This is a genomic window from Cytobacillus sp. GQ23 (assembly GCF_059758675.1).
Genome location: NZ_JCAXER010000029.1, coordinates 1 through 25,028, shown reverse-complemented (window position 1 = coordinate 25,028; position 25,028 = coordinate 1). Strand labels below are relative to the sequence as shown.

At 39.2% G+C, this 25,028-nt stretch carries 27 protein-coding genes; 9 read left to right on the top strand and 18 right to left on the bottom strand.

The window, feature by feature from the left end; all coding sequences use genetic code 11:
* Positions 1-36 precede the first annotated feature (36 nt).
* Both AC6CHU_RS20940 and AC6CHU_RS20935 read right to left on the bottom strand, forming a co-directional pair.
* Entirely contained in the window at positions 37-501 is a 465-nt protein-coding gene (locus AC6CHU_RS20940; RefSeq protein WP_159862479.1) for a DinB family protein, read from the bottom strand.
* Between the two features lie 110 nt (positions 502-611).
* Positions 612-1,142 carry an RDD family protein gene (locus AC6CHU_RS20935; RefSeq protein WP_159862478.1) on the bottom strand — a complete coding sequence of 177 codons (531 nt, stop codon included), beginning with the start codon at positions 1,140-1,142 and terminating at the stop codon, positions 612-614.
* 276 nt (positions 1,143-1,418) lie between these two features.
* Between AC6CHU_RS20935 and AC6CHU_RS20930 the strand changes: the two genes are divergently transcribed.
* Both AC6CHU_RS20930 and AC6CHU_RS20925 read left to right on the top strand, forming a co-directional pair.
* Positions 1,419-1,622 carry a protein YkzT gene (locus AC6CHU_RS20930; RefSeq protein ID WP_061793971.1) on the top strand — a complete coding sequence of 68 codons (204 nt, stop codon included), beginning with the start codon at positions 1,419-1,421 and terminating at the stop codon, positions 1,620-1,622.
* Positions 1,623-1,731: 109 nt separating this feature from the next.
* Entirely contained in the window at positions 1,732-2,877 is a 1,146-nt protein-coding gene (locus tag AC6CHU_RS20925) for an aminotransferase A (RefSeq protein ID WP_159862477.1), read from the top strand.
* 91 nt (positions 2,878-2,968) lie between these two features.
* On the opposite strand, the gene AC6CHU_RS20920 is transcribed toward AC6CHU_RS20925, so the two are convergent.
* The 7 genes from AC6CHU_RS20920 to AC6CHU_RS20890 form a co-directional block, all read right to left on the bottom strand.
* Positions 2,969-3,148, bottom strand: coding sequence for a hypothetical protein (locus tag AC6CHU_RS20920; RefSeq protein WP_159862476.1), 180 nt, complete (start codon positions 3,146-3,148; stop codon positions 2,969-2,971).
* Between the two features lie 75 nt (positions 3,149-3,223).
* Positions 3,224-4,102 carry an NAD(P)-dependent oxidoreductase gene (locus AC6CHU_RS20915; RefSeq protein ID WP_159862475.1) on the bottom strand — a complete coding sequence of 293 codons (879 nt, stop codon included), beginning with the start codon at positions 4,100-4,102 and terminating at the stop codon, positions 3,224-3,226.
* Between the two features lie 192 nt (positions 4,103-4,294).
* Positions 4,295-4,756: a hypothetical protein gene (locus tag AC6CHU_RS20910; RefSeq protein ID WP_159862474.1), complete on the bottom strand. Its 462-nt coding sequence runs from the start codon at positions 4,754-4,756 to the stop codon at positions 4,295-4,297.
* Between the two features lie 64 nt (positions 4,757-4,820).
* A complete protein-coding gene (locus tag AC6CHU_RS20905; protein WP_498122689.1) occupies positions 4,821-4,967 on the bottom strand; it encodes a hypothetical protein in 147 nt (48 codons plus the stop codon).
* A 505-nt stretch (positions 4,968-5,472) separates the two neighbouring features.
* Entirely contained in the window at positions 5,473-7,188 is a 1,716-nt protein-coding gene (gene ptsP, locus AC6CHU_RS20900) for a phosphoenolpyruvate--protein phosphotransferase (RefSeq protein ID WP_159862473.1), read from the bottom strand.
* Positions 7,188-7,454 (bottom strand): phosphocarrier protein HPr, encoded by a 267-nt coding sequence (locus AC6CHU_RS20895; RefSeq protein ID WP_035328512.1) that lies wholly within the window; start codon positions 7,452-7,454, stop codon positions 7,188-7,190. Before AC6CHU_RS20895 ends, ptsP begins: the two co-directional genes overlap by 1 nt.
* A 393-nt stretch (positions 7,455-7,847) precedes the next feature.
* Entirely contained in the window at positions 7,848-8,147 is a 300-nt protein-coding gene (locus tag AC6CHU_RS20890) for a hypothetical protein (protein ID WP_159862472.1), read from the bottom strand.
* A gap of 320 nt (positions 8,148-8,467) precedes the next feature.
* Here AC6CHU_RS20890 and AC6CHU_RS20885 point away from each other — a divergent pair, with 320 nt between their 5' ends.
* A complete protein-coding gene (locus AC6CHU_RS20885; protein WP_498122687.1) occupies positions 8,468-8,626 on the top strand; it encodes a hypothetical protein in 159 nt (52 codons plus the stop codon).
* A 261-nt stretch (positions 8,627-8,887) separates the two neighbouring features.
* On the opposite strand, the gene AC6CHU_RS20880 is transcribed toward AC6CHU_RS20885, so the two are convergent.
* The 3 genes from AC6CHU_RS20880 to ykzS all read right to left on the bottom strand — a co-directional run bounded on the left by AC6CHU_RS20880 (position 8,888) and on the right by ykzS (position 10,448).
* On the bottom strand, positions 8,888-9,268 hold the full coding sequence (locus AC6CHU_RS20880; protein WP_498122685.1) for a cytochrome-c oxidase: 381 nt from the start codon (positions 9,266-9,268) through the stop codon (positions 8,888-8,890).
* 109 nt (positions 9,269-9,377) lie between these two features.
* Positions 9,378-10,121 carry an SDR family NAD(P)-dependent oxidoreductase gene (locus AC6CHU_RS20875; protein ID WP_159862469.1) on the bottom strand — a complete coding sequence of 248 codons (744 nt, stop codon included), beginning with the start codon at positions 10,119-10,121 and terminating at the stop codon, positions 9,378-9,380.
* 132 nt (positions 10,122-10,253) lie between these two features.
* On the bottom strand, positions 10,254-10,448 hold the full coding sequence (gene ykzS / locus AC6CHU_RS20870) for a protein YkzS (protein ID WP_159862468.1): 195 nt from the start codon (positions 10,446-10,448) through the stop codon (positions 10,254-10,256).
* Between the two features lie 261 nt (positions 10,449-10,709).
* Here ykzS and AC6CHU_RS20865 point away from each other — a divergent pair, with 261 nt between their 5' ends.
* Entirely contained in the window at positions 10,710-10,898 is a 189-nt protein-coding gene (locus AC6CHU_RS20865) for a YkvS family protein (protein WP_009331029.1), read from the top strand.
* A gap of 147 nt (positions 10,899-11,045) precedes the next feature.
* Here AC6CHU_RS20865 and AC6CHU_RS20860 read toward each other — a convergent pair whose 3' ends face one another.
* Positions 11,046-11,156: a DUF6254 family protein gene (locus tag AC6CHU_RS20860; RefSeq protein WP_236566134.1), complete on the bottom strand. Its 111-nt coding sequence runs from the start codon at positions 11,154-11,156 to the stop codon at positions 11,046-11,048.
* 152 nt (positions 11,157-11,308) lie between these two features.
* Here AC6CHU_RS20860 and AC6CHU_RS20855 point away from each other — a divergent pair, with 152 nt between their 5' ends.
* Together AC6CHU_RS20855 and AC6CHU_RS20850 are read left to right on the top strand one after the other, a co-directional pair.
* A complete protein-coding gene (locus tag AC6CHU_RS20855; RefSeq protein WP_159862467.1) occupies positions 11,309-11,920 on the top strand; it encodes a CPBP family intramembrane glutamic endopeptidase in 612 nt (203 codons plus the stop codon).
* Positions 11,921-12,395: 475 nt separating this feature from the next.
* Positions 12,396-13,076, top strand: a complete 681-nt coding sequence (locus AC6CHU_RS20850; RefSeq protein WP_159862466.1) for a DUF8580 domain-containing lipoprotein — start codon at positions 12,396-12,398, stop codon at positions 13,074-13,076.
* Positions 13,077-13,125: 49 nt separating this feature from the next.
* On the opposite strand, the gene AC6CHU_RS20845 is transcribed toward AC6CHU_RS20850, so the two are convergent.
* A complete protein-coding gene (locus AC6CHU_RS20845) occupies positions 13,126-14,184 on the bottom strand; it encodes a YkvI family membrane protein (RefSeq protein WP_159862465.1) in 1,059 nt (352 codons plus the stop codon).
* A 197-nt stretch (positions 14,185-14,381) separates the two neighbouring features.
* On the opposite strand from AC6CHU_RS20845, the gene AC6CHU_RS20840 reads away from it, so the two are divergent.
* Complete coding sequence (locus tag AC6CHU_RS20840) at positions 14,382-16,538, top strand: ATP-dependent Clp protease ATP-binding subunit (protein ID WP_159862464.1); 2,157 nt, start codon at positions 14,382-14,384, stop codon at positions 16,536-16,538.
* Positions 16,539-16,710: 172 nt separating this feature from the next.
* Here the strand turns inward: AC6CHU_RS20840 and AC6CHU_RS20835 are convergent, their stop codons facing one another.
* The 3 genes from AC6CHU_RS20835 to AC6CHU_RS20825 form a co-directional block, all read right to left on the bottom strand.
* A complete protein-coding gene (locus AC6CHU_RS20835) occupies positions 16,711-18,405 on the bottom strand; it encodes a M3 family oligoendopeptidase (RefSeq protein WP_159862463.1) in 1,695 nt (564 codons plus the stop codon).
* A 130-nt stretch (positions 18,406-18,535) separates the two neighbouring features.
* Entirely contained in the window at positions 18,536-18,994 is a 459-nt protein-coding gene (locus tag AC6CHU_RS20830) for a MarR family winged helix-turn-helix transcriptional regulator (protein WP_159862462.1), read from the bottom strand.
* A 97-nt stretch (positions 18,995-19,091) separates the two neighbouring features.
* The gene (locus AC6CHU_RS20825) at positions 19,092-20,675 is read right to left on the bottom strand and encodes a bifunctional metallophosphatase/5'-nucleotidase (RefSeq protein ID WP_159862461.1); all 1,584 of its coding nucleotides are present in this window, start codon (positions 20,673-20,675) and stop codon (positions 19,092-19,094) included.
* Between the two features lie 133 nt (positions 20,676-20,808).
* Between AC6CHU_RS20825 and AC6CHU_RS20820 the strand changes: the two genes are divergently transcribed.
* Entirely contained in the window at positions 20,809-22,308 is a 1,500-nt protein-coding gene (locus tag AC6CHU_RS20820; protein ID WP_159862460.1) for an ATP-binding protein, read from the top strand.
* A 35-nt stretch (positions 22,309-22,343) separates the two neighbouring features.
* Here AC6CHU_RS20820 and AC6CHU_RS20815 read toward each other — a convergent pair whose 3' ends face one another.
* Positions 22,344-23,336 carry a phosphotransferase enzyme family protein gene (locus tag AC6CHU_RS20815; RefSeq protein WP_159862459.1) on the bottom strand — a complete coding sequence of 331 codons (993 nt, stop codon included), beginning with the start codon at positions 23,334-23,336 and terminating at the stop codon, positions 22,344-22,346.
* A gap of 145 nt (positions 23,337-23,481) precedes the next feature.
* On the opposite strand from AC6CHU_RS20815, the gene AC6CHU_RS20810 reads away from it, so the two are divergent.
* Positions 23,482-24,717, top strand: coding sequence for an MFS transporter (locus AC6CHU_RS20810; protein WP_159862458.1), 1,236 nt, complete (start codon positions 23,482-23,484; stop codon positions 24,715-24,717).
* The last annotated feature ends 311 nt before the right edge of the window (positions 24,718-25,028 follow it).

The following is a 25,028-nucleotide window of genomic DNA, read 5'->3' as shown; positions in this document are numbered from 1 at the left end:
ATTAAAAAAACAGTTAGACTGTCACCGCCCAGCATATTAAACCCTGATGCCGGCTGCCTGATTAATTTGCTTTTTATGGTGTATGTCATGTTTTATAAAATCTGCAAAATAATCACGGACAGTTAAGGCAGTACCTCCAATTGTAAATGCTGTATTCAGGTTTTCTTCAGTCATCCCTTTCAGGATATCAAGGAACTGTTTTCTTACTTCTAATAGTTCTTCAATAATTTCTATTTGTGCATGCTTTTGAGAATATTCTGCTGCAGCATCATTCACATACTGAAACTCAGGAAAGCTCTCAAGTTCTGCACCCTTTTTAAAAAATGGGAAGCGCTTCTCAAGGGAAAACCGATCCCAGAATAACAGATGGGCAACCACTGCGGCAATTGGCCATTTCCCGGCTTTAACAGGTTTTAGCCACGTTTCCTGGTCAAGCACTTTTATAGACTCAAGCCACACTGAAAAAGATTCATAGTGTGTAATAATTTCATTCTTTTGCATTTTCACCCTCCCTTTCTAAAAATATATTCTGCATGCAGCCAATAAATCCTTTTAAGTGCAAATCCTAAAAAAACTGTATAGCAGCTAGGCCATACAGCTTCTTTTTGGAGTTATTTTTTTAAAACAACTGTGCCCGCGATTAGATCATGCAATGCCTGTTTTTTCTCTGTAAAAGCAGCAATGATATAGCCGATTAGGAAAATTCCAGATAGGATTGCCATAGCAAAATATCTCCCAAGTGCTCTCCAGAAAGAAATGCGATCACCATTCAAATCAGTCACTTTTAATCCAAGCAGCTTTTTGCCCACAGTCCCCTGCCATGGGGATGCATGCAGGCCAGCAAAATAGGCAACAGCAGCAACAAGATTGACAAGAAATGTTACTCCAAGTGCGCCAAAATAGGATCCCATGAATGCAAGAGCTTCTGCATCTGTCATCTCTGCTTCCATATAAGATGGGTCGCTTATCATCATGTTAAAAGCGTCAGAAGTGCCAAAGAAGATCATAAATATAACAATGCTCAGAATAGTAAGCGGGATTCCGATAATAATAGAATCAATTAAATAGGCCGCAAACCGTTGCCAGAATCCGCCATATTCCTTTGTGCTTTCATAAGGCTGCTTCTCTAAAGATGTCTCCACTTAAAAACCTCCTTAAAATAAATAAGCAGGAAACTAACATTCTAAAATTATAGTTTCCACTATCTACTAATGTTAATCTCTAAATGAATTATATTCAACTCTTTGTAAAATTTTACACAGATTAATTTTTATCGAATATTTTTTAAACGTTTTCATCTTGACTATTCTGTGAACACTCATCTAACACTGTAGACACTCTCTTTGGCAAGGCATAAAATAAGTCTGTAAAGCAGAAAGTAACGTTTTACATAAATTATAAAAGAGGTGCAATCAGGCATGAAAGGTACAGCAATCCTTTACCATGATGATCATAAAGTTACGATTTTGGAAAATGTGGAGCATTCTGTGTTCGAGGAAATGAAAGATCAATGCGGCGATAAGCATTGCCATTGCCATATAGAAAATAAAGTCATCGACTTTGGGGCTGTATCCCCTGTTTTATGGCATGAAGATGAGGTGGATTGGGATTACGGATATTAATTATATTTTTGCAGGCTCTGAATAGAACTCGGAGCCTGTTTTATTTTTTACTGTTTGCCGAACTGCCAAAGTGTTAGAATATAGATTATGATGACGCGAGGTGAATACATTGGATCATTTAATCAACCAAAGAGTGAAGGACATCGAAATTTCCGGAATCAGAAAATTTTTCAATATGGTGGCCGGCACCAAAGATATGATTTCTCTTACAATTGGACAGCCTGACTTCCCTACACCATTGCATGTGAAAGAAGCAGCTAAACAGGCAATCGACAATAACTTTACCTCCTATACACATAATGCAGGCGATATCCGTTTGCGTGAAGCTGCAGCTTCTTTTGTAAAGACAAAATATAATCTTACATATAATCCTGAATCTGAAGTTATTGTGACATCAGGTGCGAGTGAAGCAATTGATATTGCCTTTAGAACCATTTTGGACGAAGGCTCTGAAGTAATCCTGCCAGGTCCTGTTTATCCCGGATATGAGCCAATCATAAAGCTTTGCGGTGCAGTTCCGGTACATGCTGATATTTCGAAAAACAAGTTTAGATTTACTGCTGAATTAATTGAGAAACATATAAGTGAAAAAACAAGATGCATAGTTCTTCCATACCCCTCGAATCCCACAGGAGTCAGTCTTACTGTGGAGGAACTTGAGCAAATTGCAGCACTTGTTAAAGGCAAAGAGATCTTTATCCTTGCTGATGAAATATACAGCGAACTGATCTATGATCAAAGCCATCACTCGATTGCTTCCCTTTTACGGGAGCAAACGATTGTAATTAATGGGTTATCAAAGTCACACTCAATGACAGGCTGGCGTATTGGGCTATTATACGCACCGGAAAATCTGGCAAAGCATATCCTGAAGGTTCATCAGTATAATGTGACTTGTGCAGCTTCTGTCTCCCAGATGGCAGCACTTGAAGCACTCACAGCAGGTATCGATGACGCGCTGCCTATGAGACAGGACTATGCTAAACGCCGCGACTATGTTTATGAGCGATTAGTAAAAATGAATTTGGATGTTGTCAAACCTGATGGAGCTTTTTATTTCTTTGTAAAAATACCGGATGATTCAATGACATCCTTTGAATTTGCCCTTACACTTGTAGAAAAAGCAGGAGTAGCTGTCGTTCCGGGCAGCGCATTTTCCTCATATGGAGAAGGCTATTTCCGCATTTCTTTTGCTTATTCCATGGAAACCTTGAAAGAAGGCCTTAACAGAATTGAAAAGTTTCAGAAGGTCTAGAATGTTTATACTAAAGGCGCCATTCCCATTTTCAGGAACTGGCGCTTTTTTCATTTAAAAAAGGCAAGCTCCAGCCTGCCCTTTCTTGTGATTACTGACCCTTATATTTTCCGTTGTTTTTTGGTGCTTTTTCCTTTTTGGCTTTATCCCTGTGTATTTTATTTGTATCAGCACTTCCAAATTCATGGGAGAATTCAGAATCAATGACAGCAGAATCGAAGCCTTTTTTATTCTTCTGCTGAGGATCATTTTTCTTGTTTCTTTTTGCCACTTGTCTAACCCCCCTTTTCACTTTCTTAATTAGTTTGAAGTGAAAAAAGAGGGTTTATTCATAAAAAGGGGCTTATTAATCTTCCCAATATTTATACAATGCCTGTGTACCGCTGTTTTCTTCTCCCTTTTCAGCAAGCTCAGCATACATTTTCTTTGCGAGGGAGAGCCCTGGTGTCATCATGCCCATTGCTTCTGCTTCATCTAAAGCAATATTCATATCCTTAATGAAATGTTTAATGTAAAAGCCCGGTTCAAAGTTCCCCTCAATCATTCTGGGTGCCAGATTAGATAAAGACCAGCTGCCAGCTGCACCAGATGATATGCTTTGGAGCACTGTCTTCGGGTCCAAACCTGCTTTTTCAGCATAAACGACAGCTTCACATACCCCGATCATATTTGATGCAATCGCAATTTGGTTGCACATTTTCGTATGCTGTCCGGCTCCTGCTTTCCCTTGATAGACGATATTTGTTCCGAGCAGATTGAGAATTGGTTCTACGGCCAGAAATGCTTCCCTGTCTCCTCCTGCCATAATTGAAAGACGGGCATCTCTCGCACCTATATCTCCTCCGGAAACCGGGGCATCTAATGCATGCATGCCTAATATGCCTGCTTCTTCGTATATTTTTTTGGCCAATGTAGGTGTTGAGGTAGTCATGTCAATTACATATGTATTTTCTCTGCCATTTGTTATAATACCATGATCCCCGAGATACACTTCCTCTACATCTGCCGGATAGCCAACAATTGTAATAATAACATTTGCTTTCTTTGCAACTGCTGAAGGCGTCTCAGCCCACTCCGCCCCTTTCTCTAACAGTTCAGAGGCTTTTTCTTTAGTTCTTGTATACAGTACTAATGGATAACCGGCATTCAATAAGTGTCCTGCCATACTCTTGCCCATAACCCCTGTTCCTACAAATCCTATAACTGTATTTTCAGGTGAAATCATGGTACCCTCTCCCTTGAAATAATCTGAATTTTTATATCAATTCTACCATTATTTTTGTTTTTATAAAAATATTAGGATTCCAGGAACGACAAAAGACCAGGCAGGCGCCTGGTCCATCCCCAATTTTATGCGTGTAATTTATATTACCCAATATTGGGAGAAACAAAACATTTTTCTTACATTTAACTATCTTTAAAGCTGGGATGAAAAATTGTTTAAGAATGCTCTCGCGATCACTTCATCCTCATTTAAAATTTCAACTGAAACCGCATCTTCCTGCACAATCATTTTTTCTAATTCGAAAACATGCAGATCCTGTGTTAGAGGAATGGGATCCATAAAAATATAGTTCCCCTTTTCATTATTGGCTTCTATATATTCCCCGTCAATAATAGTATCTTCCCCATAAATAAACTCATCCGTTCCAAGGGCAGCTGCCAGTTTTTCATTATGTATGGAAACTTTTACTTTGTATAATTCCTCTTCTGAAAGAATTTTATCATTGATTTTAAACCTGAACTGCAGCTCATTTTTTTTAGTCAGCAGGGCTTCTGCGTGGCTATTGACAATTGAATCCTGGTTACCCTGCATACACCCCGTCAAAATGAATGCCAATATGGCGAAAAAAATTAGGCTTATGCTTTTTTTATTCACAAAGAATTCCTCCTTTTTCATTACCTTTTCCTTTCACGCCTGACAATAAACCCCAATTGCACAACTAAATCCTTATCGAACAGATATTATAGGCAATAAATAAAAGAAGCCCTTCATAGGCTTCTTCAATGTAATACGCGGGTGATAAAAGGGCTTTGTTTCTCATATAAGTCGTTCTGCTGTTTTTCTTTAATGCATCTATATCGATCATGAAAGAGAAAGCTGATTATTATAGTAACCATTTTCTATCTCTCCTTTTAATAATGTAGCTTTATTATGCAGGAGTTTAGGATTTCCGATAACAACCATAAGATGGGAACTTTGTCATCCTTAAGACTGAAAACGGGTTAATTTTAAAGTCTGTTTTCGTATAAGATGCTGGCCTTAAGTCTCCCACAATTGTATGTTTATAGCGATCCATAGACTCGCTTGCACGAGGCGGCCGGGTAGAGCTTCGTTGTGAGCACTGCACACTTTTGCGGGACGGTAAATATGCTTTCTAGCGTGAACACAAGAAATTCACGCATCCCTCTACAAGTCAATAAGAAAAAGCAGATACCTCTTTCGAATAAGCAAAAAAATAAACCGGCCTGCAATGGCCGGTTTAAAAAAGGGGGGAAAATGAGAATGATCAGCTTAATTAAGTCTGACCTAAGTGCTTACTTCTAATTTACCCGGGAAATTATATTTAAAACACACAAATTATTACAGTTAGATTACAGTTTAGCTGTTTCTTTTACAGCTTGGACTACTTCTTCAGCTGTATTCATATGAAGCGCTCTTTCAGCCAGTGCTTCCATGTCCTTTTTGTTCAGGCGGCTGATTTGAGAACGAGCTTTAAGGATTGAAGTAGCACTCATGGAGAACTCGTCAAGTCCTAATCCCAGCAGTAATGGAATTGCCGTTTCGTCCCCAGCCATTTCACCGCACATTCCTGCCCACTTTCCTTCTTTATGCGCTGCATCAATAACCATTTTTACTAAACGCAGGATTGCAGGGTTGTACGGCTGGTAAAGGTAAGAAACACGTTCATTCATGCGATCTGCAGCCATTGTGTACTGAATAAGATCATTAGTGCCTACACTGAAGAAATCAACTTCTTTAGCGAATTGCTCAGCCATAACAGCCGTTGAAGGAATTTCAACCATAATTCCGATTTCAATGTTGTCGGCAACCTGTACGCCCTCGCTAATAAGTTTTTGCTTTTCTTCCTCAAGGATTGCTTTGCCCTGACGGAATTCATCCAGCGTGGCAATCATTGGGAACATAATTTTTAGGTTTCCATAAGTGCTGGCTCTTAATAAAGCTCTTAATTGCGTCCTGAACATGCCCTGCTCTTCCAAACATAGGCGAATCGCCCGGAAGCCAAGGAATGGGTTCATTTCCTTTGGAAGGTTCAGATATGGAAGCTCTTTATCACCGCCGATATCCAGTGTGCGGACTACAACTGGTTTTCCGCTCATCCCTTCCAGTACAGCTTTATAGGAGTCAAACTGCTCCTCTTCTGTTGGAAGCTGATCCCTTCCCATATATAAAAATTCCGTACGGTAAAGGCCAACGCCTTCTCCGCCATTTTCAACTACACCCTTCAAATCTTTCGGAGTACCAATATTCGCTGCCAATTCCACATGATGGTCATCAGCTGTAACTGATTTTTCGTTGACAAGCTTGGCCCATTCAGCTTTTTGCTCCTCGAATTTACGGTGCTCTTCTTTGTATTCGGCGATTGCCTCCGGGGTCGGATTAATATGTACTAAACCTTTTAATCCATCCACGATAATCAGGTCGCCATTTTTAATTTGCTTTGTGGATTCTTTTGTTCCCACTACTGCTGGAATTTCCATGGAACGGGCCATAATAGCCGAGTGAGATGTTCTGCCGCCGATGTCAGTTGTAAATCCTTTTACGTACTGGCGATTTAGCTGAGCAGTATCAGATGGTGTCAAGTCTTCAGCAATTATGATAACTTCTTCTGCAATCATGCTGGGATTTACGATTTGCACTCCAAGCAAATGTGAAAGTACACGCTTCGTTACATCACGGATATCCGCTGCACGTTCTTTCATGTATTCATTGTCCATTTGTTCAAACATTGTAATGAACATATCCGCAGTCTCTTTTAAAGCAGATTCAGCGTTAACTTTATCTGTTTTGATTTTATCTTCAATTGGCGAAATTAATTCCGGATCACTCAATACTAGAAGATGAGCATCGAAAATAGCTGCTTTATCTGCACCAAGCTCTTTATGTGCATTATCGCGGATAACTTCCAATTCTCCTTTAGATTCAGCTAATGCTGCTTGAAAGCGTTCCACTTCCTGTTCAGCATTTTCTACAGTCAATTTATTAAAAGAGAGATCCGGCTCAACCAAACGGTAAGCTTTAGCGATTGCAATACCGCTTGACGCCGCAATTCCAGTTAAGAAGCTCATTATTCAGCCAATCCTTCTTTTTTCAATGTTTCTTCAAGGCTGTTAAGCGCATCCTGTTCATCACTGCCTTCAGCAATAATTGTAATATCAGCACCTTGTCCAACACCTAAAGACATAACGCCCATGATTGATTTAAGGTTTACTTTCTTTTCCTTGTACTCAAGGTGAATTTCTGAGTCAAATTTGCTGGCAGCTTGTACAAGCATTGTAGCTGGACGAGCGTGAATTCCTGTTTCTGCAGTTACTTTAAATTGTTTTTGTACCATATGGGATCAATCTCCTTCGTATTTTTGAATATGAATTAAGATGTGCAAGGCGTTGCCTCACGAACTTAATGACGGGAACTGGAATTTTCAGCAAAACCAGCAGCAGGATGAATCCATTAAATTCCGTCCTATATGCTGTTTTATTTTTTCCAATGCCCTATTATTCATGTATATAGTTGTGCAAAAAGGCTGAGAAAAATTACTTCATTAACTTCTTCAGGTAACTATTCAGCTTTTCGAACACTTCTATAGAATCAGGTAGGATTACCGGGCTGTAATTAAGTCATCGGACAACTTACATCTCAGACAAAAGAATAGCACTTCACATTCATTTAGACAATGAAAAACCCTTAATTTTTAACGTTTGTTCATATTTTTTTGAGTAAAACGCTTTCATTTTCCAAGGTTTTCAACATGATACTTATCCTGTCTTCTAACATGCTTTGAAGTTTCTTTGTATTGAAGGATATTATAGCCTATTCTCATTTTTGAAATAGTTCCCTTCAGGGCTGTTTCATGATCGCCTTCCATGTCTGTATACAGTGCTGCAAGATCCGCGACCGACCGGGCCATCAATTCTATGACATGTTTCAGGTCTTCATAATGATAAGTAGTGTTATCTTCCATTAGGTGCTCAAGTATATCCTGAGATAAGCTTTTCACTCTGTATGCTTTTTCTTTTTCAAGTTTCATTCTTTATCCCGCCTTTTTGATTAATTTCTCAATTATATGCGGGACATAAGAGTGAAATGCTGTAAGCTTAATTTCCTAAAGGAAGCGATTAGTGTTCATGATGAACCAGCTCACAATTTCCTTTTCCCCTCTAGGTTCACTCTTTATCACAAAGGCCAGTCAGGATTTTAACAAGATTAAACTATGAAAAAGTAAAAAAACTATTGGAAATGTTAAAATGTTAAAATGTTAAAATGTTAAAGAGGCAGTCATCTTTCAGGCAGTTTAACGTTAGAATTAATGAGGTGGAGGAAATGCCGAAAATTTATTATTCAATAGGAATGATTATATTATTATTTGTTGAATTAATAATAGGTTATTTTTTTCATAAAAAGTACGCTGGTATAATGGGAACTGACCAAACCGGAATATACGGTAATAATGCAAAATTAATTTTTTACAAAAGATATAATGCTGAAGTCTTTCCTATGCAAAAATAAAGGTGATAATGTATATGTTTTCTTTTCTGGTCTGGCGAAAATTCCCCTAATCATCATGGGGATTATTTGCCGTAATAGAGATGAAATCTAATCTTAGCTATATGATGCCTAAAAAGCTCAGAGCATATTGACTCCGAGCTTTTTTGTGCTAATTTCTCTGTTAAAGCGGCTGCTGACTCAACTGCGAAAAGCACTGCTAATCTGAATTCTGCTCTTCAAAACCGAACCCGTTAATACTCTTCCATCCGATACATTTAGTTACTAGTCTGCTTTTAGGTTTTTCAGTAAGTTCCATACGAAACTCATTATGGCGACTGCCGTAAAAGTGGCTCCAACAGCTGTACCCGAAAGAAAAGCATTATTCTCTGTTACCGGGACTAAAGACAGTGACAGCATCATGATTGGCAGGCCAATATTATGAAGCCAAAAATGCCACATCCCAGCTTTCCCAACTGCAAGAGCAGGAAATAGGTAATATAGGATTCCTGCCAAAGTCAAGGACGTCCACCCAAGTAAATTAATATGGACATGAACAGGCCCTAATAAATAAGAATGAGTACTGGACATATAATACCCCAGCAGAATCCCAACGGCAAAGTATTCGGAAGAAATCTTAATAATCTTAATCATGGTAATGCCCATTAAACCCTTCCCTAAAATCGTTCTAAAACATTAATAGAACATGAGCCTATAGAACCATTTAGAACAAGGTAATTGTTTCTATTTCTAACTTAATTTCCTACTATCACAATTATTGTTCATAAATCATTTTCCTTGTCATGCCTCCGTCCACTGTTATATTTTCACCTGTTATAAAGTCATTTTTCGGATGGGCTAAAAATAAGCAAGTCCTTGCAATATCCCCGGGCTTTCCAACCCTGTTTGAGAAATGCTGTTTATGGTCGATTTCCCTTAGATTTCCATATACTCCTGTTTCAATCCAGCCGGGGCTTATGCAATTAACCCTGATCCCCTTTTCAGCGAGTGTACTGGCCATCGCGTGAGTAATTGCCCTAATTCCTCCTTTAGAAGCTGAGTAAGCTTCTGTTCCGCTTTCTGACATTATTGCTCTTGTAGAAGTAAGGTTGATTATACTGGAACCTTGCTTCATCAATTTGGCAGCCTCCCTGCTGCACAGGAACACACTCCGAAGATTTGTATTGATCACCTCATCCCACATTTCGACACTCAATTCAAAAAATGAATGAAATTTTGATATGCCTGCATTATTGATCAGGATATCTATGGATCCAAATGTCTCAAATGACTTTGTAATTAGTTCTTTAATATCAGTTTCATTCTTAACATCTGTTTTAATGAATAGGCTATTAAGGCCTGTCTTGTTTAAACGGTCTTCTAATTGTTTTCCATTCATTTCATCAATATCGGCGATAACAACATTTGCCTCTTTTCTCGCGAATGACTCGGCAATACTCAACCCTATTCCGCTGGCTCCTCCGGTAACAATGACTGTTTTCCCTTTAAAGTCGTTCATACTTGCTCATCCTTTCAAAGTTGACATAATGCTTATTTTCCTTATTTCTTTTCAATTAAACTGTATGCACATAGTAAAGACACCTGAAATGATCAAGTGTCTTTACTGCGTGCTATTTTTTTCAACGCTTAATTAGCTTCGTGGAGAATCTAAGTATTGATAAATTACATGTCCGCCTCTTTGAGCAATTCCCCTGAAGTGCTTAAAGTCATCCCTTTGTACGATGACACTGCGAAAAGGAAGAAAGTCCTCCTTTGACACATAATACTCTGAGATGATTCCATTTTTTAATTGTTCAAGCACTTCCTGAATTTGTTCATGATTCATTATCCAGAACTCCTTTTTCTACATTCTTTCTTAATCATAAATAAAGTACTGCCAATTTTGAAGTATATAAACACGACTTATTTTTCTGAATATTAAATAATTTTAATGTACAATAGTATTTTTTCTGGTATAATATTACCAACCTAAAGAATGTAACATTTTACCTTAGCAGCAGTAAATTGCAAAATTCTTTACGCATTTTAAAATATAGTGCAAACTGTTACTACCAGCGAAAGAAATGGACAAAAGGAGAGATGATTTGTGAAGAAAGCAGAGGTTGGCAATATTATTGAATTTCGTGATGGACTACAGGGAATTGTAGAAAAAGTAAATGAGAATTCCGTGATTGTGGATTTAACGTACATGGATAACTACCGTGATCTTGAATTAGATCAGAGAACTGTTGTCAATCATAAAAATTATAAAGTTGTCAGAGAATCAGCAGTATAAAAGAAGAAAAAATGAAAGCGTATTCTTTTAAAAGCAGCTCCCTTTGCTGCTTTTTGTTTTTGTCTTTTTTCCCTGGCCATACCAGCTGGATTTTTTAGCTGCACTATAAATCCCACAGTTATGGCCTCCTTTCAGGAGGCCATAACTTTATTCTTTTTCCCCTGACAGCTCTTTGAAGGATTTCACTTTTCCATGAGGATGCTGATCCTGCTTTCTAACTGTCCAGGCACGCTCTTTTTCTCTTTTTGATTTTGTCATTATACATACCTCCCTTCATATGGGCTTATGTTTAGCATTTCTGCATTAATTTATCTTAACGATTTCAAAGAAATCTTTTCCTTACTTTTTATGTTTGTTTTTTGTTAGAATAGTGTTTGGTTATTTTTTTCGCTTGAAAGGAGTTAAGTAATTTGAAAAATATTGCTGCAGATGTCCGCTTAATCGGCGGTCTGGTTCTTGCTCATCTGCTTATGTATTTTACATTTCAGGATAAATCAATTTTTTGGTACATCTTTTCAGCCACTTTACTGCTTCTAATCAGTTACTCAATTATCATGGAAGAAGTGGAAGACAAAGCTTCTTTTGGAACTTATATTACCTTCGGAACCCTTTCCGGTTTTCTATTGTATGGACTATTTTGGGCAGGATACAATTTATTTGATTTGCTCAATCTCCCCTTCGTTAATCAGGTTGAACATTTATACGGCCGATTCTCACCTTCGTTTATCTGGCACTATATTGTGCTGATTTTAATCATCGTTCCAGGTGAAGAGGTGTTTTGGAGAGGATTCGTTCAAAAAAGATTGATGAAACATACGTCTGTTAAGGTAAGCATTATAATATCATCTCTGCTCTATACTTCTGTTCATTTTTATTCAGGATACTGGATGCTCGCTTTTGCAGCATTAATCGCAGGTCTCTTCTGGGGATGGCTTTATGCCTGGAAAAGAAGCATTCCCTTAGTAATCGTATCGCATCTGATTTTTGACTTGTTATTGTTCGTTCTTCTTCCCCTTAAATAGTTGTTCATCCACATACTGCAGTGATGATGAGACAATTCTTTATGAATTGTCTTTTTTTATTGGCTCATTTCTAAAGATTGTTGTTATTATTTAGAATTCAGTGCGCTGATTGCAGCGAAGGGATCCTCAAGCGTGCTGCGGGGCTTGCGCCAGAGCCTCCTCGACGCTGTGCGTCTGCCGAGTCTCACCTTACCGCTATTCCCGCAGGATATTGAATAACTTCCTTAAGTACAAACCATACCCCAAAAATACCCATGTATTTTCGAGGATCTCTCACCTTCCGCTGCAATCAACTCAGTAAATATAATACAAATAACAAACTTTGCGAAAACAGCCTTTATTCTTTAGTGAATCTTGTCGATATTTTACATAAATGGTAATGTACAATTAAATAGGAATTTATACGTAACTCTTTTATTTCAATTACGTCTAATTAGGCAAATGCGCAGGCAGGCAACGGGAGGTTGGAACAATAATGAAAACTATGGCAAAATTTATGTTAATGCTGGGAATTGTAGCTGCTGTCCTGGCAGGATGCGGAACAGCTCAAAATGATCCAGACAATGGAGCGGAGCCTGGAAAAAATGAAGAAGAAACAGCTTCGGAACGACAGGATGGACAAGAACAAAGTGAAAAAGAGGAGCCATCAGAAGGTGGCAATAATGAAGAAGGTAATGTTATCAGAATAATGGAACAGAATATGTCTTATTCCGCTAATGGTGAAACGAAGGAAGACACTGCCTTTCTGAAACACAGTGATAATCAAAATTATTCGATTTACGTTCTGCCAGCATATGAATTAACTGCCGAGGAACCAAATAAGGATGTGCTGTACCTTTCCGAAAATGATCAAGTATTCATGAGGATTGAACTTCTTCCGGATGATGCAGACTGGGACATGATTGAAGAGAACACCAAAGCACAGCTTGAAGCTGTCAGCGAAAATGTGCAGACATCAAATGCTCCTTCAGATGATTTTTACAAAGATGCGTCTGTGATGAGAGCAGAAGGAAACGGTGAGAAGGTTTCAGCCTACCTTGTGAAAAACGATGATTTATCACTTAAGCTCACTCTATTCAATAAGGAAGATGCTGACCATGAGGATGCATTCCTGCAGATGGCGAAAACCATTATGAAAGAGAAGCCCCAGGAATAATAGGAATTTGAAAGAGATCCATGTAAAGCGGATCTCTTTTTTGTTATTATCAGGCTTTTCTGCCCTTACTTCCATCATCAAATGGCTTCATCCATAGAAGAATGATAAATGTCAAACTTACATATCCAAAAACCGGATATAAATAGGAAAGCAACGTTCCATAATTGATCAAACTGATAAAGTAACAAACTACAAAGATAAAGCCCACTATAAAAATACTCGGCACCGAAAAGTGCTTTTTTACCTGTCTCTCGATGCCAAATACATTCCCAATAACAGAAGTGAAAATCTCTCCATAGATGACAAACACAAAAATCCAATAGAATGAAGATGCCAATGTCTTTACAATAGCGGCCATCGGGATATCATATGCCTCTAGATTCGGCAGCATCATAAGTGTTAAATGGCTGGATAGCAGAATGAGTGTCAATGCGGCACCACCAAGGTATCCGCCCCATTTGATTGTCCGGTCATCATTTATTTCAGAAGCCACAGGCACCAGGACAGCCTGCGACAATGTTAAATTCAGAGCAGTATAAGAAAACGGAGCCACAACCGCCTTCCACCCATCTTCAGCATATGGGATAAACAGAACCTGTTCTGCAAAATTAGGAAGCTTCATGCTAATAAATAATAAAATAAAGCTAAATGCAATCATCATTGGAACAACGAATGTATTTACAGCAAATAATCCGCGTATGCCCACTATCATTGTAATGATCGTTAACCCTATCGTTACGAGCAATCCTGCAGTCTTGCTGATGCCAATCTGTTCCTCAAACACTGCTCCTGCACCTGACAGCATAACTGCACATACACCAAGCAGCATAAACAGCATTAGTATATTAATGGCAGAACCAAAAAATCTTCCAAATAAATATTCATTTAATTCCTGGTAGGATGCTGCTTTTATCTGTGCAGAGATTCTCATTAACTTGGAACCGAGAAATATAAAGATATAACCGCTCATAAGTATCCCAATTAAACCGATAAAACCAAATCGGGAAAAAAACTCTACAATCTCCCTGCCAGTGGCAAAGCCCGCGCCTACCACGGTTCCCACATAAACGGCAGCGATCTGAAAAGCTGCCCCCCAATTCGTCTTCACTTAATCTCCTCCTTCCTTTCCAATATATGTAGTCTGATACAAACAAAGACGAGCTTTTTTGCATTTAAACGCAAACTACATTTTTGATACAAATTCCAAAACAAATCTCTTGAAAGTCAAAGAAGGTCAAATTATAATATCGGTATAAGGTCAAATATAGTCAAAGTCAGACCAAATTTTTAATGGAGGTATGCAAAATGCTTTGTCAAAAATGTCAATCAAAAGAAGCAAACGTACAATTAAGACTGAATGTGAATGGAAATGAACGAAACATTAACCTTTGCCATAGCTGTTATCAAACTGAAAAGCAAAAAAGTCTTACTTCCTTTGGGCCTGCTTTGAGCGGCTTTTCAGGTTTTGGCCAAATGCCTTTAGAGGATTTCTTTAAAAAAATGGCATCATCCCAAGGAAATGAAAACTTCAAGCCTTTAAAAGAAGCGCCGGGACACAATCAGGGGAACGGCGGATTTATCGATCAATTCGGACGAAATCTTACACAGCTTGCAAAAGCTGGTTTAATTGACCCAGTCATCGGACGGGACGAAGAAATAAATCGTGTGACGGAAATTTTAAATAGAAGAAGTAAAAATAATCCGGTCTTAATAGGTGAACCGGGAGTAGGTAAAACAGCTATTGCCGAAGGGCTGGCGGTTAATATTGCCGAGGGGCGGGCCCCGAAGAAACTTCTAAATAAAGAGGTTTATTTGCTTGATGTGGCATCCCTGGTTGCAAATACCGGCATTCGCGGCCAATTCGAGGAACGAATGAAGCAGCTTATTTCAGAGCTTCAGACCAGGAAGAATATTATTCTCTTTATTGATGAAATCCATCTGCTTGTCGGAGCAGGGTCAGCTGAAGGCTCAATGGATGCCGGCAATATACTGAAGCCTGCCCTTGCAAGGGGAGAACTGCAAGTAGTTGGAGCTACAACATTGAAAGAATACCGCCAAATTGAAAAGGATCCAGCTCTCGAACGCAGATTCCAGCCTGTTCATGTAAATGAGCCGACTGCTGATGAGACCTTTGACATCTTGATGGGGCTGAAACAAAAATATGAGGATTATCATGATGTTTCTTTTACAGAAGACGCCATAAGAGCGTGTGTACAGCTGTCAAGCCGCTATATTCAGGACAGATTCCTTCCTGATAAAGCCATTGATTTAATGGATGAAGCAGGTTCAAAAATGAATCTTCAGTCAGGATATATTCCGGCAGAAAATATTGAGAAACAGCTGAATGAAATCAGCAGGCAGAAGGAACTTGTATTAAAAGAAGAAAAATATGAAGAAGCTGCAAAACTCCGTGAAGAGGAACTAAAACTCCAGCAGGCATTAAACGGAGAAAACAAAGCTGAAAGGCCAGTTATTGAAACTAGTCTTATTCAGGAGATCATCGAGAAGAAAACGGGAATTCCGGTCGGCAAATTAGCCGAAAATGAACAGAAAAAAATGAAAAACCTTGAGGAAAATCTTGCTCAAAATGTAATTGGACAGCCGGAAGCAGTTCGTAAAGTTGCAAAAGCCATCCGCAGAAGCCGTGCAGGACTTAAATCCAAGCACCGCCCAATTGGATCTTTCCTATTTGTCGGGCCGACAGGTGTTGGGAAAACTGAATTAACCAAAACACTTGCGGAGGAGCTGTTCGGCTCAAAAGACAGCATGATCAGGCTTGATATGAGTGAATATATGGAAAAGCACAGCGTGTCTAAAATTATCGGTTCCCCTCCCGGATATGTTGGACATGAAGAAGCAGGACAGCTGACAGAAAAGGTCCGCAGAAATCCGTACAGCATTATCCTGCTTGATGAGATAGAAAAAGCACATCCAGATGTACAGCACATGTTCCTTCAAATTCTGGAGGATGGGCGCCTGACAGATAGCCAGGGCCGTACTGTCAGCTTTAAAGATACAGTTATTATTATGACAAGCAACGCAGGTGTTGGGCATAAAGAAATCCATGTTGGATTTGGCGCAGCTGATGCCGTCAAAGATTCAAACATTCTGGATTCGCTCGGCAGCTTCTTTAAGCCGGAATTCCTGAATCGTTTTGATGGCATTATTGAATTTAAAGCATTGGAAAAAGAACATTTATTAGAAATAGTCGATATCATGCTCAATGATCTGCAGAAAACATTAAATGATCAGGAGCTTGAATTGACTGTTGCGCAGGAAGTTAAGGAGAAATTAGCAGAAGACGGGTATCACCCTGATTTTGGCGCAAGGCCATTGAGAAGAATTATCCAGGATGAGCTTGAGGACAAAATTGCAGATTTCATCATTGACCATGGCGGTAATAGCCATTTACAGGCTGAGCTGGAAAACGGAATAATTGTGATTAATTCACTACGCAAATAAGATGACAAAGAGCCGGAATTCATAACCGGCTCTCTTTTTTTTATGGCTCTTCTTTAAGGCCCTTTTCGTATAAATTAATTGTTTTTCGCTTCAATGCTGTCCGTTGATAATCAACTCAGCAAATTAAACAAGTTATGAAAAAGCAGCAAACATTCCGAAAACAGCTTTTATTTTATAAACCTTTATCATTCACTGAATTCAGCCATTTCTCAATTTCCCCGATAACCGACTCTACACATCCCTCTTCAAAAGGAGAAATCAATCCAGCTTCTTTAACAAGTCCAGTGAAAGGCTTGCTGCCGCCAAGCTGGCATAGTTTTAAATAATCCTTCCATGCATCTTCCTGATTCTCCCTGGACCTTTTCCAAAACTGGAATGCGCAGATTTGGGCCAGCGTATAATCAATATAATAGAATGGAGAATTGTAGATATGTCCCTGACGCTGCCAGAAGCCTCCATTCTCTAAATACTGGTTGCCATCATAATCTTTATGCGGCAAGTATTTCTTCTCGATCTCTCTCCATGCCTGTTTTCTTTCCTCCGGTGTTGCTTGCGGGTTTTCATACACCCAATGCTGGAATTCATCAACTGACACGCCATAAGGCAGGAAAAGAAGTCCTCCGCTTAAATGTGAAAACTTGTATTTCTCAGTATCCTCTTTAAAGAAGCCTTCCATCCAAGGCCATGTAAAAAATTCCATGCTCATGGAATGAATTTCGGCTGCTTCATAGGTTGGCCAGTTATATTCAGGTATTTCAAAATGACTGCTTGAGTAGACCTGGAATGCATGGCCTGCTTCATGGGTAAGCACGTCAATATCTCCTGAAGTCCCATTGAAGTTAGAGAAAATGAATGGGGATTTATAGTTTTCAATGTAAGTGCAATAGCCGCCACTAGCTTTTCCCTTTTTGGCCACCAGATCCATTAAATTATTTTCCCTCATGTATGAGAAAAATTCGCTTGTTTCCCTGGATAACTCATCATACATTTTTTGTCCGTTTTCAATAATCCATAGAGGATTACCTTTTGGTACGGCATTACCTGTTTTAAATTCAAATCCTTCATCGTAGTATTTCAGTTTATCAACGCCAATGCGCTCTCTTTGCCTCTCCTTTAGCCTTGTCGCAATCGGAACTATAAAATCCTTCACCTGTTTACGGAAGTTTGCAACCATTTCGGCATTATAATCTGTCCGGTACATACGGAAGTACGCCAGTTCAACAAAATTCTTATAACCAAGCTTATGGGCGATTTCTGTTCTAACACTGACAAGCTCATCATAAATACGGTCCAGTTCAGATTCATTTTCAGCCAGAAAACCAAAGCGTGCCTCGCTTGCTTTTTTGCGCATTTCACGTTCTGTAGATTGGGTAAATGGCTCCAATTGGGCAAGAGTGCGTTCTTCACCTTCAAAATCAATCTTCGCTGAAGCAATTAATTTCGTATATTCCGAAGAAAGTTTATTTTCTTTTTGCAAAAGTGGTACAATCTCTGGCGAAAACACCTTCAATTGTGCTTCTGCAAGCGAAAACAGCTGATCTCCCCAGCGCTTTTCAAGCTCTCTCCTGAACCTGGAATCAACCAAAGCCTGATAATACTTTGTAACCAACCCTTCTACTTCAGGCTGAAGCTCATCCATATAATCCTGCTCTGCTTTGTAAAATTCATCATTCGTATCTACTGAGTGCCGGATATAGCACAGGTTGAACATCGTACCGACATCATTGCGGATATCATTAATTTCTTTCATAGCCTGAGTTTGCTGTTCTGCGGAAGCTGCACCTTCGAACTTTTCAAGCGCTGCTTCAAATTGTCCCTTTATCTTCTCAAGATTCGGACGAACATATGTATAGTCTTCAAATTTCACATTATTGCCCCCTCGTATTATGTATATGGATTTATTAAGAAACACTAAACTAATTCGACAATATTTGGATGATTCCTCCTCTAAACAATTCTTTATCTGGCCCAAAATAAAAAACAGCCGGTCAAGGCTGTCATTCAAGTCCGCTATTTTTATCATGGGAGATTGATAGTCCCAATTTCTTTAATAATATAATGGCTGTACCTTTCTCTTCTGGAGTCAGCTCGTTCATAAGTGAATGTATATGTTTTTCATGGTCAGGAAAAATGTTTTCGATAAATGCTTTTCCCTCATCTGTTATTTGCGCAAAGGTAACTCTTCTGTCGGTAGGGCAGGCGACCCTTTTTAACAGACCTTTCTGCTCAAGCTTGTCCACTACATACGTAATGCTTCCGCTGGCCAATAGTATTTTCCCGCCGATCTGCTGAAGAGGCTGGTCACCTTTATGGTACAGGAGCTCCAGAACTGCAAATTCAGTTGGATTTACTCCGTAAGTTTGAATAAGTTTATTAACATTTTCATTTATAGCCCGGTATGCCCTGGACAGAACAATAAATAATTTCAATGATTGGTCAATTTGTTCAGATCCCATTTTATCCAATCCCTTTACCTTTTAATGAGTAGCGTTTACATCAATTCTCAACCATTATAGAAAACAGGAAGAAAGCTGTCAATTTAACAGATTATAATCATTTGCCGGAAGTTACCTCCCAATTGCTGTTCAGAGTCGGAATTATCTTTCCCTTGTCTGAAAAATAATCTGCAATCAATTCAGTCATATCTGTTAATATCTCTTTCTCTATTGGTTTTCCCTTGAACATATAATATCCTCCACCTCCGGCAGCCCGGTAATTGCTCATTACTGCACGGTACTCTTCATCCTCTCTGACTGGATTTCCCTTATAAAGAAGACTTGTGATCCGGCTGCCCTTTTGGCGCGAAACATCTATCTTATATTTAATTCCTTCCCACATATCGTAATTGTAATGCTGGGGCTTTGGATATGAAAATTCAGGATTTACAACAATTTCCCCGTCACTGTTCAAATCAAAATAAGATGCTGACCGCTCCAAAGCCTCCTTAATGTCCTTTCCTGAAACTCTTAGCACACATAGTGAATTCGGATAAATATAATTAGAAACAACTTCTCTCATCGTTACTTTAGATTTGAAGCCCGGTGCTCCCTCATGAAACAGTGCAGTACAGGAAATATCACAACCTGCAGCTTCCATCTGTACTTTATTAATGAATTCAATCAGCGGATGCTCTGTGAGGCGCGCTTTGAAAATATCATCAATCACCATATCTCCTTCAATCTCACCAATCACCGTATCCAGCCAATTTTGGGTTTTAGATTCATAATACCCGGCAAGCTGAAGTACCTCACAATCAGGCATGATTCCATTGGGATAAATTAAAGAAGAATGTTTTTCATCGATCAGCCAATCATTGTGTTTTTTTCTGAATTTGACTGTAATCTTTGCCAGCGCCTGACCGTTAAACCCCGGCTGGACAATAGATACACCATTCACTTGTTCCGCTTCGATAAAACGGTGCTGGTGCCCGGTAATCAAAACATCAATTCCTGGTACCTCAGTACAGATTCTGTAGGCTTCATTTTCTCCAGTTTGTTCTTCCGTCATTTCTCCTGTTCTAAGATCCTTTTCAAAGCCTCCATGATAAGAGACGATAATTAAGTCAGGCTTTTCTTCCTCCTGGATATAGGAAACCCACCTTTTCAAGCTAACTACCGCAGACTCGAAGGAAAGCTGCTCAATATGCTGCCTTTTCTCCCAATTGGGAATATACTGGGTGGTTACACCAATTACGGCTGTTTTCAAACCATTTGCAAAGGTTTTTATTTTATAAGGAAGCCCGAAATAAGTTTCTTTTGTTGAATTGAATAAGATATTAGCTGAAAGCCAAGGGAAATTTGATTCACTGACCGCTCTTGCAAGGATGTTCTTTCCATAGTTGAATTCATGATTTCCGATTACAGCTGCATCATATTCAAGTTTATTTAATATTTGTATCATTGGATTTTTTTGGTTTTTCAGGTATCTGGAATAATAATAAGTAAGAGGAGTTCCCTGTATCAAATCTCCATTATCAATAAGAATAGAGATTTCAGATTGTTCCTTTTCTCTCTTTATTAACGCTGCAAGCTTGCCCAGGCCATGCTCAGCATTTTCATCTGTTCCATATAAATATGGATAAACATGTCCATGGATATCACTTGTAGCTAAAATTGTGAGTATAGCTTCGGATTTCATCAAACCCCTCCTTACATATAAAATAACATTCCTTTGAAAGAATTAAACCACTTTTTTTAACACAAAATGGTATAATATTGATATTGTCAGCTAGCTAAGAACAAATTAACCTAATAAATCTGGAGCTAACCTCATGAATAACCGAAACAGAAATTTCCTGCTTTATTTATTTGCAGTTATTATTCCAACTTTAGCCGGCAGCATCTTTTTCTTTATGGATTCTGTTAAACAAAACGATATGGAAAGACTGGAAGAAGCAAAATGGATTGGCTCCATACATCAACGAAGCTGGGACCAATTTATTTCCGAGACCGTGACCACACTTGAGATGCTTTCACTGACAGCGGGAAGTGCTGACAAGCCTACGGACAAGCTTGAGCCTCTGCTCCAAAAAGCCAATCAAATGGATCCGCGTTATGGAGGGATTTACCTTCTCAACCCCAGCGGAATGGTTCTTACAGGCTCAAATCAATTTTTAGCAAACTCAAATTTATCTGATAAGAAATATCTTAAAGAGGTTTTGCTAACGAAAGATATTGTTATTTCAAATACATCTGAAACATTGTCAAATGGTCAAACTGTCGTTGGGATAGCAAAGCCGGTAGTAAATGACAATGGAGATGTAATTGCTATTATTGTGGCACATATGAGGGTGGATTACGTACAAAATATTATGAGGCTTCTCACTCCCGATGCCCGACTTTGTATTCTTAATTCTAAAAGGCAAACAATCATGGACATCAATATGAATGGAGACTCCTCCTTTTCCAGTCAAAACAGCATTACAATTCCGATTGACAGGCTGCCTTGGAGTGTGAAAGTGGAATTTCCGCCAAGAGACATGCTGAAAATAATAAAGGATGCTTTCCGGGCAATCCTTGGTTTAGCGATTTTATTGCATATTGTATTTCTCTTTATTAAATATTTAAGGCTTAAAAAACAGACTGAAAAGGAAAAAAAGGAAAATGAAGTGCAAAAGCTGGAACTGGTAGGCACTCTGGCTGCCAGCACAGCCCATGAAATCAGGAACCCATTAACGGGAATAAAAGGCCTTATACAGTTATTGAGCGAAAAATATACGAATGCTCAGGACCAGTATTATTTCTCGGTCATAAATGATGAGATAAGAAGAATTAATGAAATTGTCAGTGAGTTTTTAATTCTGGGTAAACCTACAGCGCTAAAAACGGAAGCGATGGATTTAAGAGGTATTGTAAAGGAGTTAGAGCCATTAATACTTTCAGAAGCTAATTTACACAATGTCAATTTCGAATCTGTTCTTCCAGATGAGCCTGTTATGGTTGACTGTACGAAAGATCAGATGAAACAGGTAATCCTGAATTTAATGAAAAACGCTTTTGAATCAATGGAGAGTGGCGGAAAACTAACAATTAAGCTAACCAAATTGCAATCCAGATGCCAGCTTAAAATCGCGGATACAGGCTCTGGTATTCCAGAAAATGAATTAGAAAAGATATTTCATCCTTTTTACACTTCAAAGGAAATGGGTACAGGTCTTGGTCTAGTGGTATGCAGGCGCATTATCCATTCTTTCGGCGGTGAAATATTTATTACAAGCGAAGAAACGAAGGGTACTCATGTAGATATCTTTCTGCCAGTCAAAAACACATAAAAAGGGAAGGTGCATGAACGTATGCACCTTCCCTTTTAACTTATATAGATCGGAACGTTTCTCTCAATCCGGTCCTTTATTGACTTCATCATTTTTAAAAGCTGAGGAGTCCTGTCCTCAGGTGCGATTTTTTTATGGAGAACAGAATACAGAGTGATATCCCTAAGCCTCAGGAATAACGGCAGATGTTTTTCCAAGTCACCGGGAATTTCATTTTCCAGCTGATAGCCATCCAAAAAGGAGTCCAGGAACCCCCTTCCAAAACCATTTATTTCTGATTGATCTGCCTCCTTGAACTTATATAAGAGTGAGTAATATAGGGGAATGGCGATATCAGATGCAAACCAATGATAACAGCAGTCATCAAAATCAAACACTTGTATCTCTTTTCCGTCATAAAAAAAGTTTCCTGAATGAATATCCGTATGAATAAGCCCATAATTGTTTTTATGTTTTGGCAATGTTTGAAGCAGATTCAATAATTCCTTTGTATTCTGAACGATTAATTGATCTTTTTCAGGTATATATTTTTCAACGTTAAGCAATTCTTCTTCATGCCATTGCATGCGCGGGATAGTGCCAGCAGAAGGAACATATGACTTTGTGGCTGTATGCATTTTCCCCACTGCTCTTCCCCACACATAAAATAACTCCTTATTGAATACCGGTGCATGAACACTGATTGGCTTTCCCTCTGCTTTGGAAAACACACTTGCATAAAAGACAGAGCCGTCATAAGCCTCCAAAGCTTCAACCATATTTCCATCTTGTGAAGGAACACCCCTCGGAACCTTCACACCTTCTGCTCTTAAAAAGCTCATCCAGTCAACTTCTGATAATAGCTCCTGCAGCTTTCTATGGGACGAATGGGTAATTCTCAAAATAAGCTCTTCCCCATGTTTTGAAGTTTGATAGACATAGTTTTCAAAGTCACCCAGCTTTTTATAATTCACGGTATCCAAAGAAAAGATACTTAAGAAATGATGGAGGATTTCGTCCGTCATTAAAGCATCAACAGCTTTTTCCATTAGCTTCCCTGCTCTCCCTTTATTCTAAATAATGTAAATTATATAATATTTAATAGATTTTCGAAATAGCTATTTTGATAGACCTGTGAATAAGGTACACTATATTTAGCTTCACGAAATGTTCAGAAAGAAGGAGACTTACATTATGAGTGCTACCGCTGCTACAATCAATCCAAATTCTGATCCGCAGCAGAAAACAGCCTACAGGATATTATTCATCATTGGGCTCTGCCACCTGTTGAACGATTCTATCCAATCCGTAATCCCGGCTATGTTTCCCATTTTGGAAAAATCTATGGGACTTACCTATTCACAGCTGGGCATGATTGCTTTTTCGTTAAATATGGTTTCTTCCATCATGCAGCCTGTCATTGGGATGGCCACTGATAAAAAACCCTTCCCGTTCGCCTTGCCAATAGGCCTTACCTCAACTTTATTTGGTGTATTAGGCCTGGCATTTGCACCAGATTATAAATGGATCATTCTCTCAGTTCTATTCATTGGGTTGGGCTCAGCTGTGTTCCATCCTGAAGGTTCAAGGGTAGCCTACATGGCAGCAGGCCAGCGCAGAGGACTTGCTCAATCCATTTATCAAGTTGGGGGAAATACCGGACAGGCACTTGCTCCGATCATTACAGCCCTCATACTTGTTCCCCTGGGACAAATAGGGGCTGCATGGTTTACCGCAGTTGCGGCAATTGCAGTAGGACTGCTTATTTATATTGCATTTTGGTATACAGGACGGCTTCATAAGGAACTGACCGTCACAAAACCTCGGAAAGCTTCAGGGGCACACCAAAACAAAAGAATTTCTAAAAAGGTGTGGGGAGCCCTTCTATTGGTTCTTTTTTTGATATTTGCCCGTTCGTGGTATATCTCTGGGATGACAAATTTCTATGCTTTTTATGCAATAGAGAAGTATTCATTCACAATTAGTCAGGCACAGCTCTTTTTATTTGCATTTTTAGTCTCAGGGGCGCTGGGTACGTTTTTTGGCGGCCCGCTTGCAGATCGGTTTGGGAAGAAACAGATTATTTTTCTTTCAATGATACTGACTGTTCCTCTTTCAATTCTCATTCCATTAGTGCCTTCCGCTCTTGCATTTATCATGCTGGTGGCAGGCGGATTTATTCTTATGTCAAGCTTTTCTGTGACTGTTGTATACGCCCAGGAACTCGTCCCAGGCAAAATCGGCACAATGGCTGGACTGACTGTAGGGCTGGCTTTCGGCATGGGGGCAATAGGCTCCGTTGCTTTGGGCTATATAGCCGACACTATTGGTCTGGTTAATATGATTATATTAACAGGGTTTCTTCCCGTTTTGGGATTGCTGACTTTATTGCTTCCCCCAGATGAAAGGGTTTCTGAATGGAATAATTAAGGGTTCTTTTTGTAAGGCTCTTTAAATGTTATCTTTTGCTTATCATTTTTTCCCGTTGATTGCAGCAAAGGAATGCTCAATGATCGTGGGGCGGGCGCCTAAGCCCCTCGACGCTACTCGTATGCTGGATCTCATCTGTCCCGCTACTCCCGCAGGACATTGAATATGCTTACTTGAGTACACACCGCACGAAAAAAATGTATGCATTTTCTAGGATCTCTCACCTTCCGCTGCAATTAACTCAGTAAACAAAAAGCATCAAGGAAACCTTTCAATAATAGCCTAATTATAAAAGAGGAGGGGCTCCCTCC

Bases quoted from the DNA above. Each gene is read 5' to 3' on its own strand.
- AC6CHU_RS20895 (WP_035328512.1), bottom strand. From the start codon at position 7,454: ATGGTACAAAAACAATTTAAAGTAACTGCAGAAACAGGAATTCACGCT.
- AC6CHU_RS20850 (WP_159862466.1), top strand. From the start codon at position 12,396: ATGAAAACTATGGCAAAATTTATGTTAATGCTGGGAATTGTAGCTGCT.
- AC6CHU_RS20860 (WP_236566134.1), bottom strand. From the start codon at position 11,156: ATGACAAAATCAAAAAGAGAAAAAGAGCGTGCCTGGACAGTTAGAAAG.
- AC6CHU_RS20820 (WP_159862460.1), top strand. From the start codon at position 20,809: ATGAATAACCGAAACAGAAATTTCCTGCTTTATTTATTTGCAGTTATT.
- AC6CHU_RS20815 (WP_159862459.1), bottom strand. From the start codon at position 23,336: ATGGAAAAAGCTGTTGATGCTTTAATGACGGACGAAATCCTCCATCAT.
- ykzS (WP_159862468.1), bottom strand. From the start codon at position 10,448: ATGAATCATGAACAAATTCAGGAAGTGCTTGAACAATTAAAAAATGGA.
- AC6CHU_RS20915 (WP_159862475.1), bottom strand. From the start codon at position 4,102: ATGATTTCACCTGAAAATACAGTTATAGGATTTGTAGGAACAGGGGTT.
- AC6CHU_RS20810 (WP_159862458.1), top strand. From the start codon at position 23,482: ATGAGTGCTACCGCTGCTACAATCAATCCAAATTCTGATCCGCAGCAG.
- AC6CHU_RS20890 (WP_159862472.1), bottom strand. From the start codon at position 8,147: ATGAAACTTGAAAAAGAAAAAGCATACAGAGTGAAAAGCTTATCTCAG.
- AC6CHU_RS20825 (WP_159862461.1), bottom strand. From the start codon at position 20,675: ATGAAATCCGAAGCTATACTCACAATTTTAGCTACAAGTGATATCCAT.
- AC6CHU_RS20830 (WP_159862462.1), bottom strand. From the start codon at position 18,994: ATGGGATCTGAACAAATTGACCAATCATTGAAATTATTTATTGTTCTG.
- ptsP (WP_159862473.1), bottom strand. From the start codon at position 7,188: ATGAGCTTCTTAACTGGAATTGCGGCGTCAAGCGGTATTGCAATCGCT.
- AC6CHU_RS20880 (WP_498122685.1), bottom strand. From the start codon at position 9,268: ATGGGCATTACCATGATTAAGATTATTAAGATTTCTTCCGAATACTTT.
- AC6CHU_RS20940 (WP_159862479.1), bottom strand. From the start codon at position 501: ATGCAAAAGAATGAAATTATTACACACTATGAATCTTTTTCAGTGTGG.
- AC6CHU_RS20905 (WP_498122689.1), bottom strand. From the start codon at position 4,967: ATGATCGATATAGATGCATTAAAGAAAAACAGCAGAACGACTTATATG.
- AC6CHU_RS20875 (WP_159862469.1), bottom strand. From the start codon at position 10,121: ATGAACGACTTTAAAGGGAAAACAGTCATTGTTACCGGAGGAGCCAGC.
- AC6CHU_RS20930 (WP_061793971.1), top strand. From the start codon at position 1,419: ATGAAAGGTACAGCAATCCTTTACCATGATGATCATAAAGTTACGATT.
- AC6CHU_RS20885 (WP_498122687.1), top strand. From the start codon at position 8,468: ATGATTATATTATTATTTGTTGAATTAATAATAGGTTATTTTTTTCAT.
- AC6CHU_RS20840 (WP_159862464.1), top strand. From the start codon at position 14,382: ATGCTTTGTCAAAAATGTCAATCAAAAGAAGCAAACGTACAATTAAGA.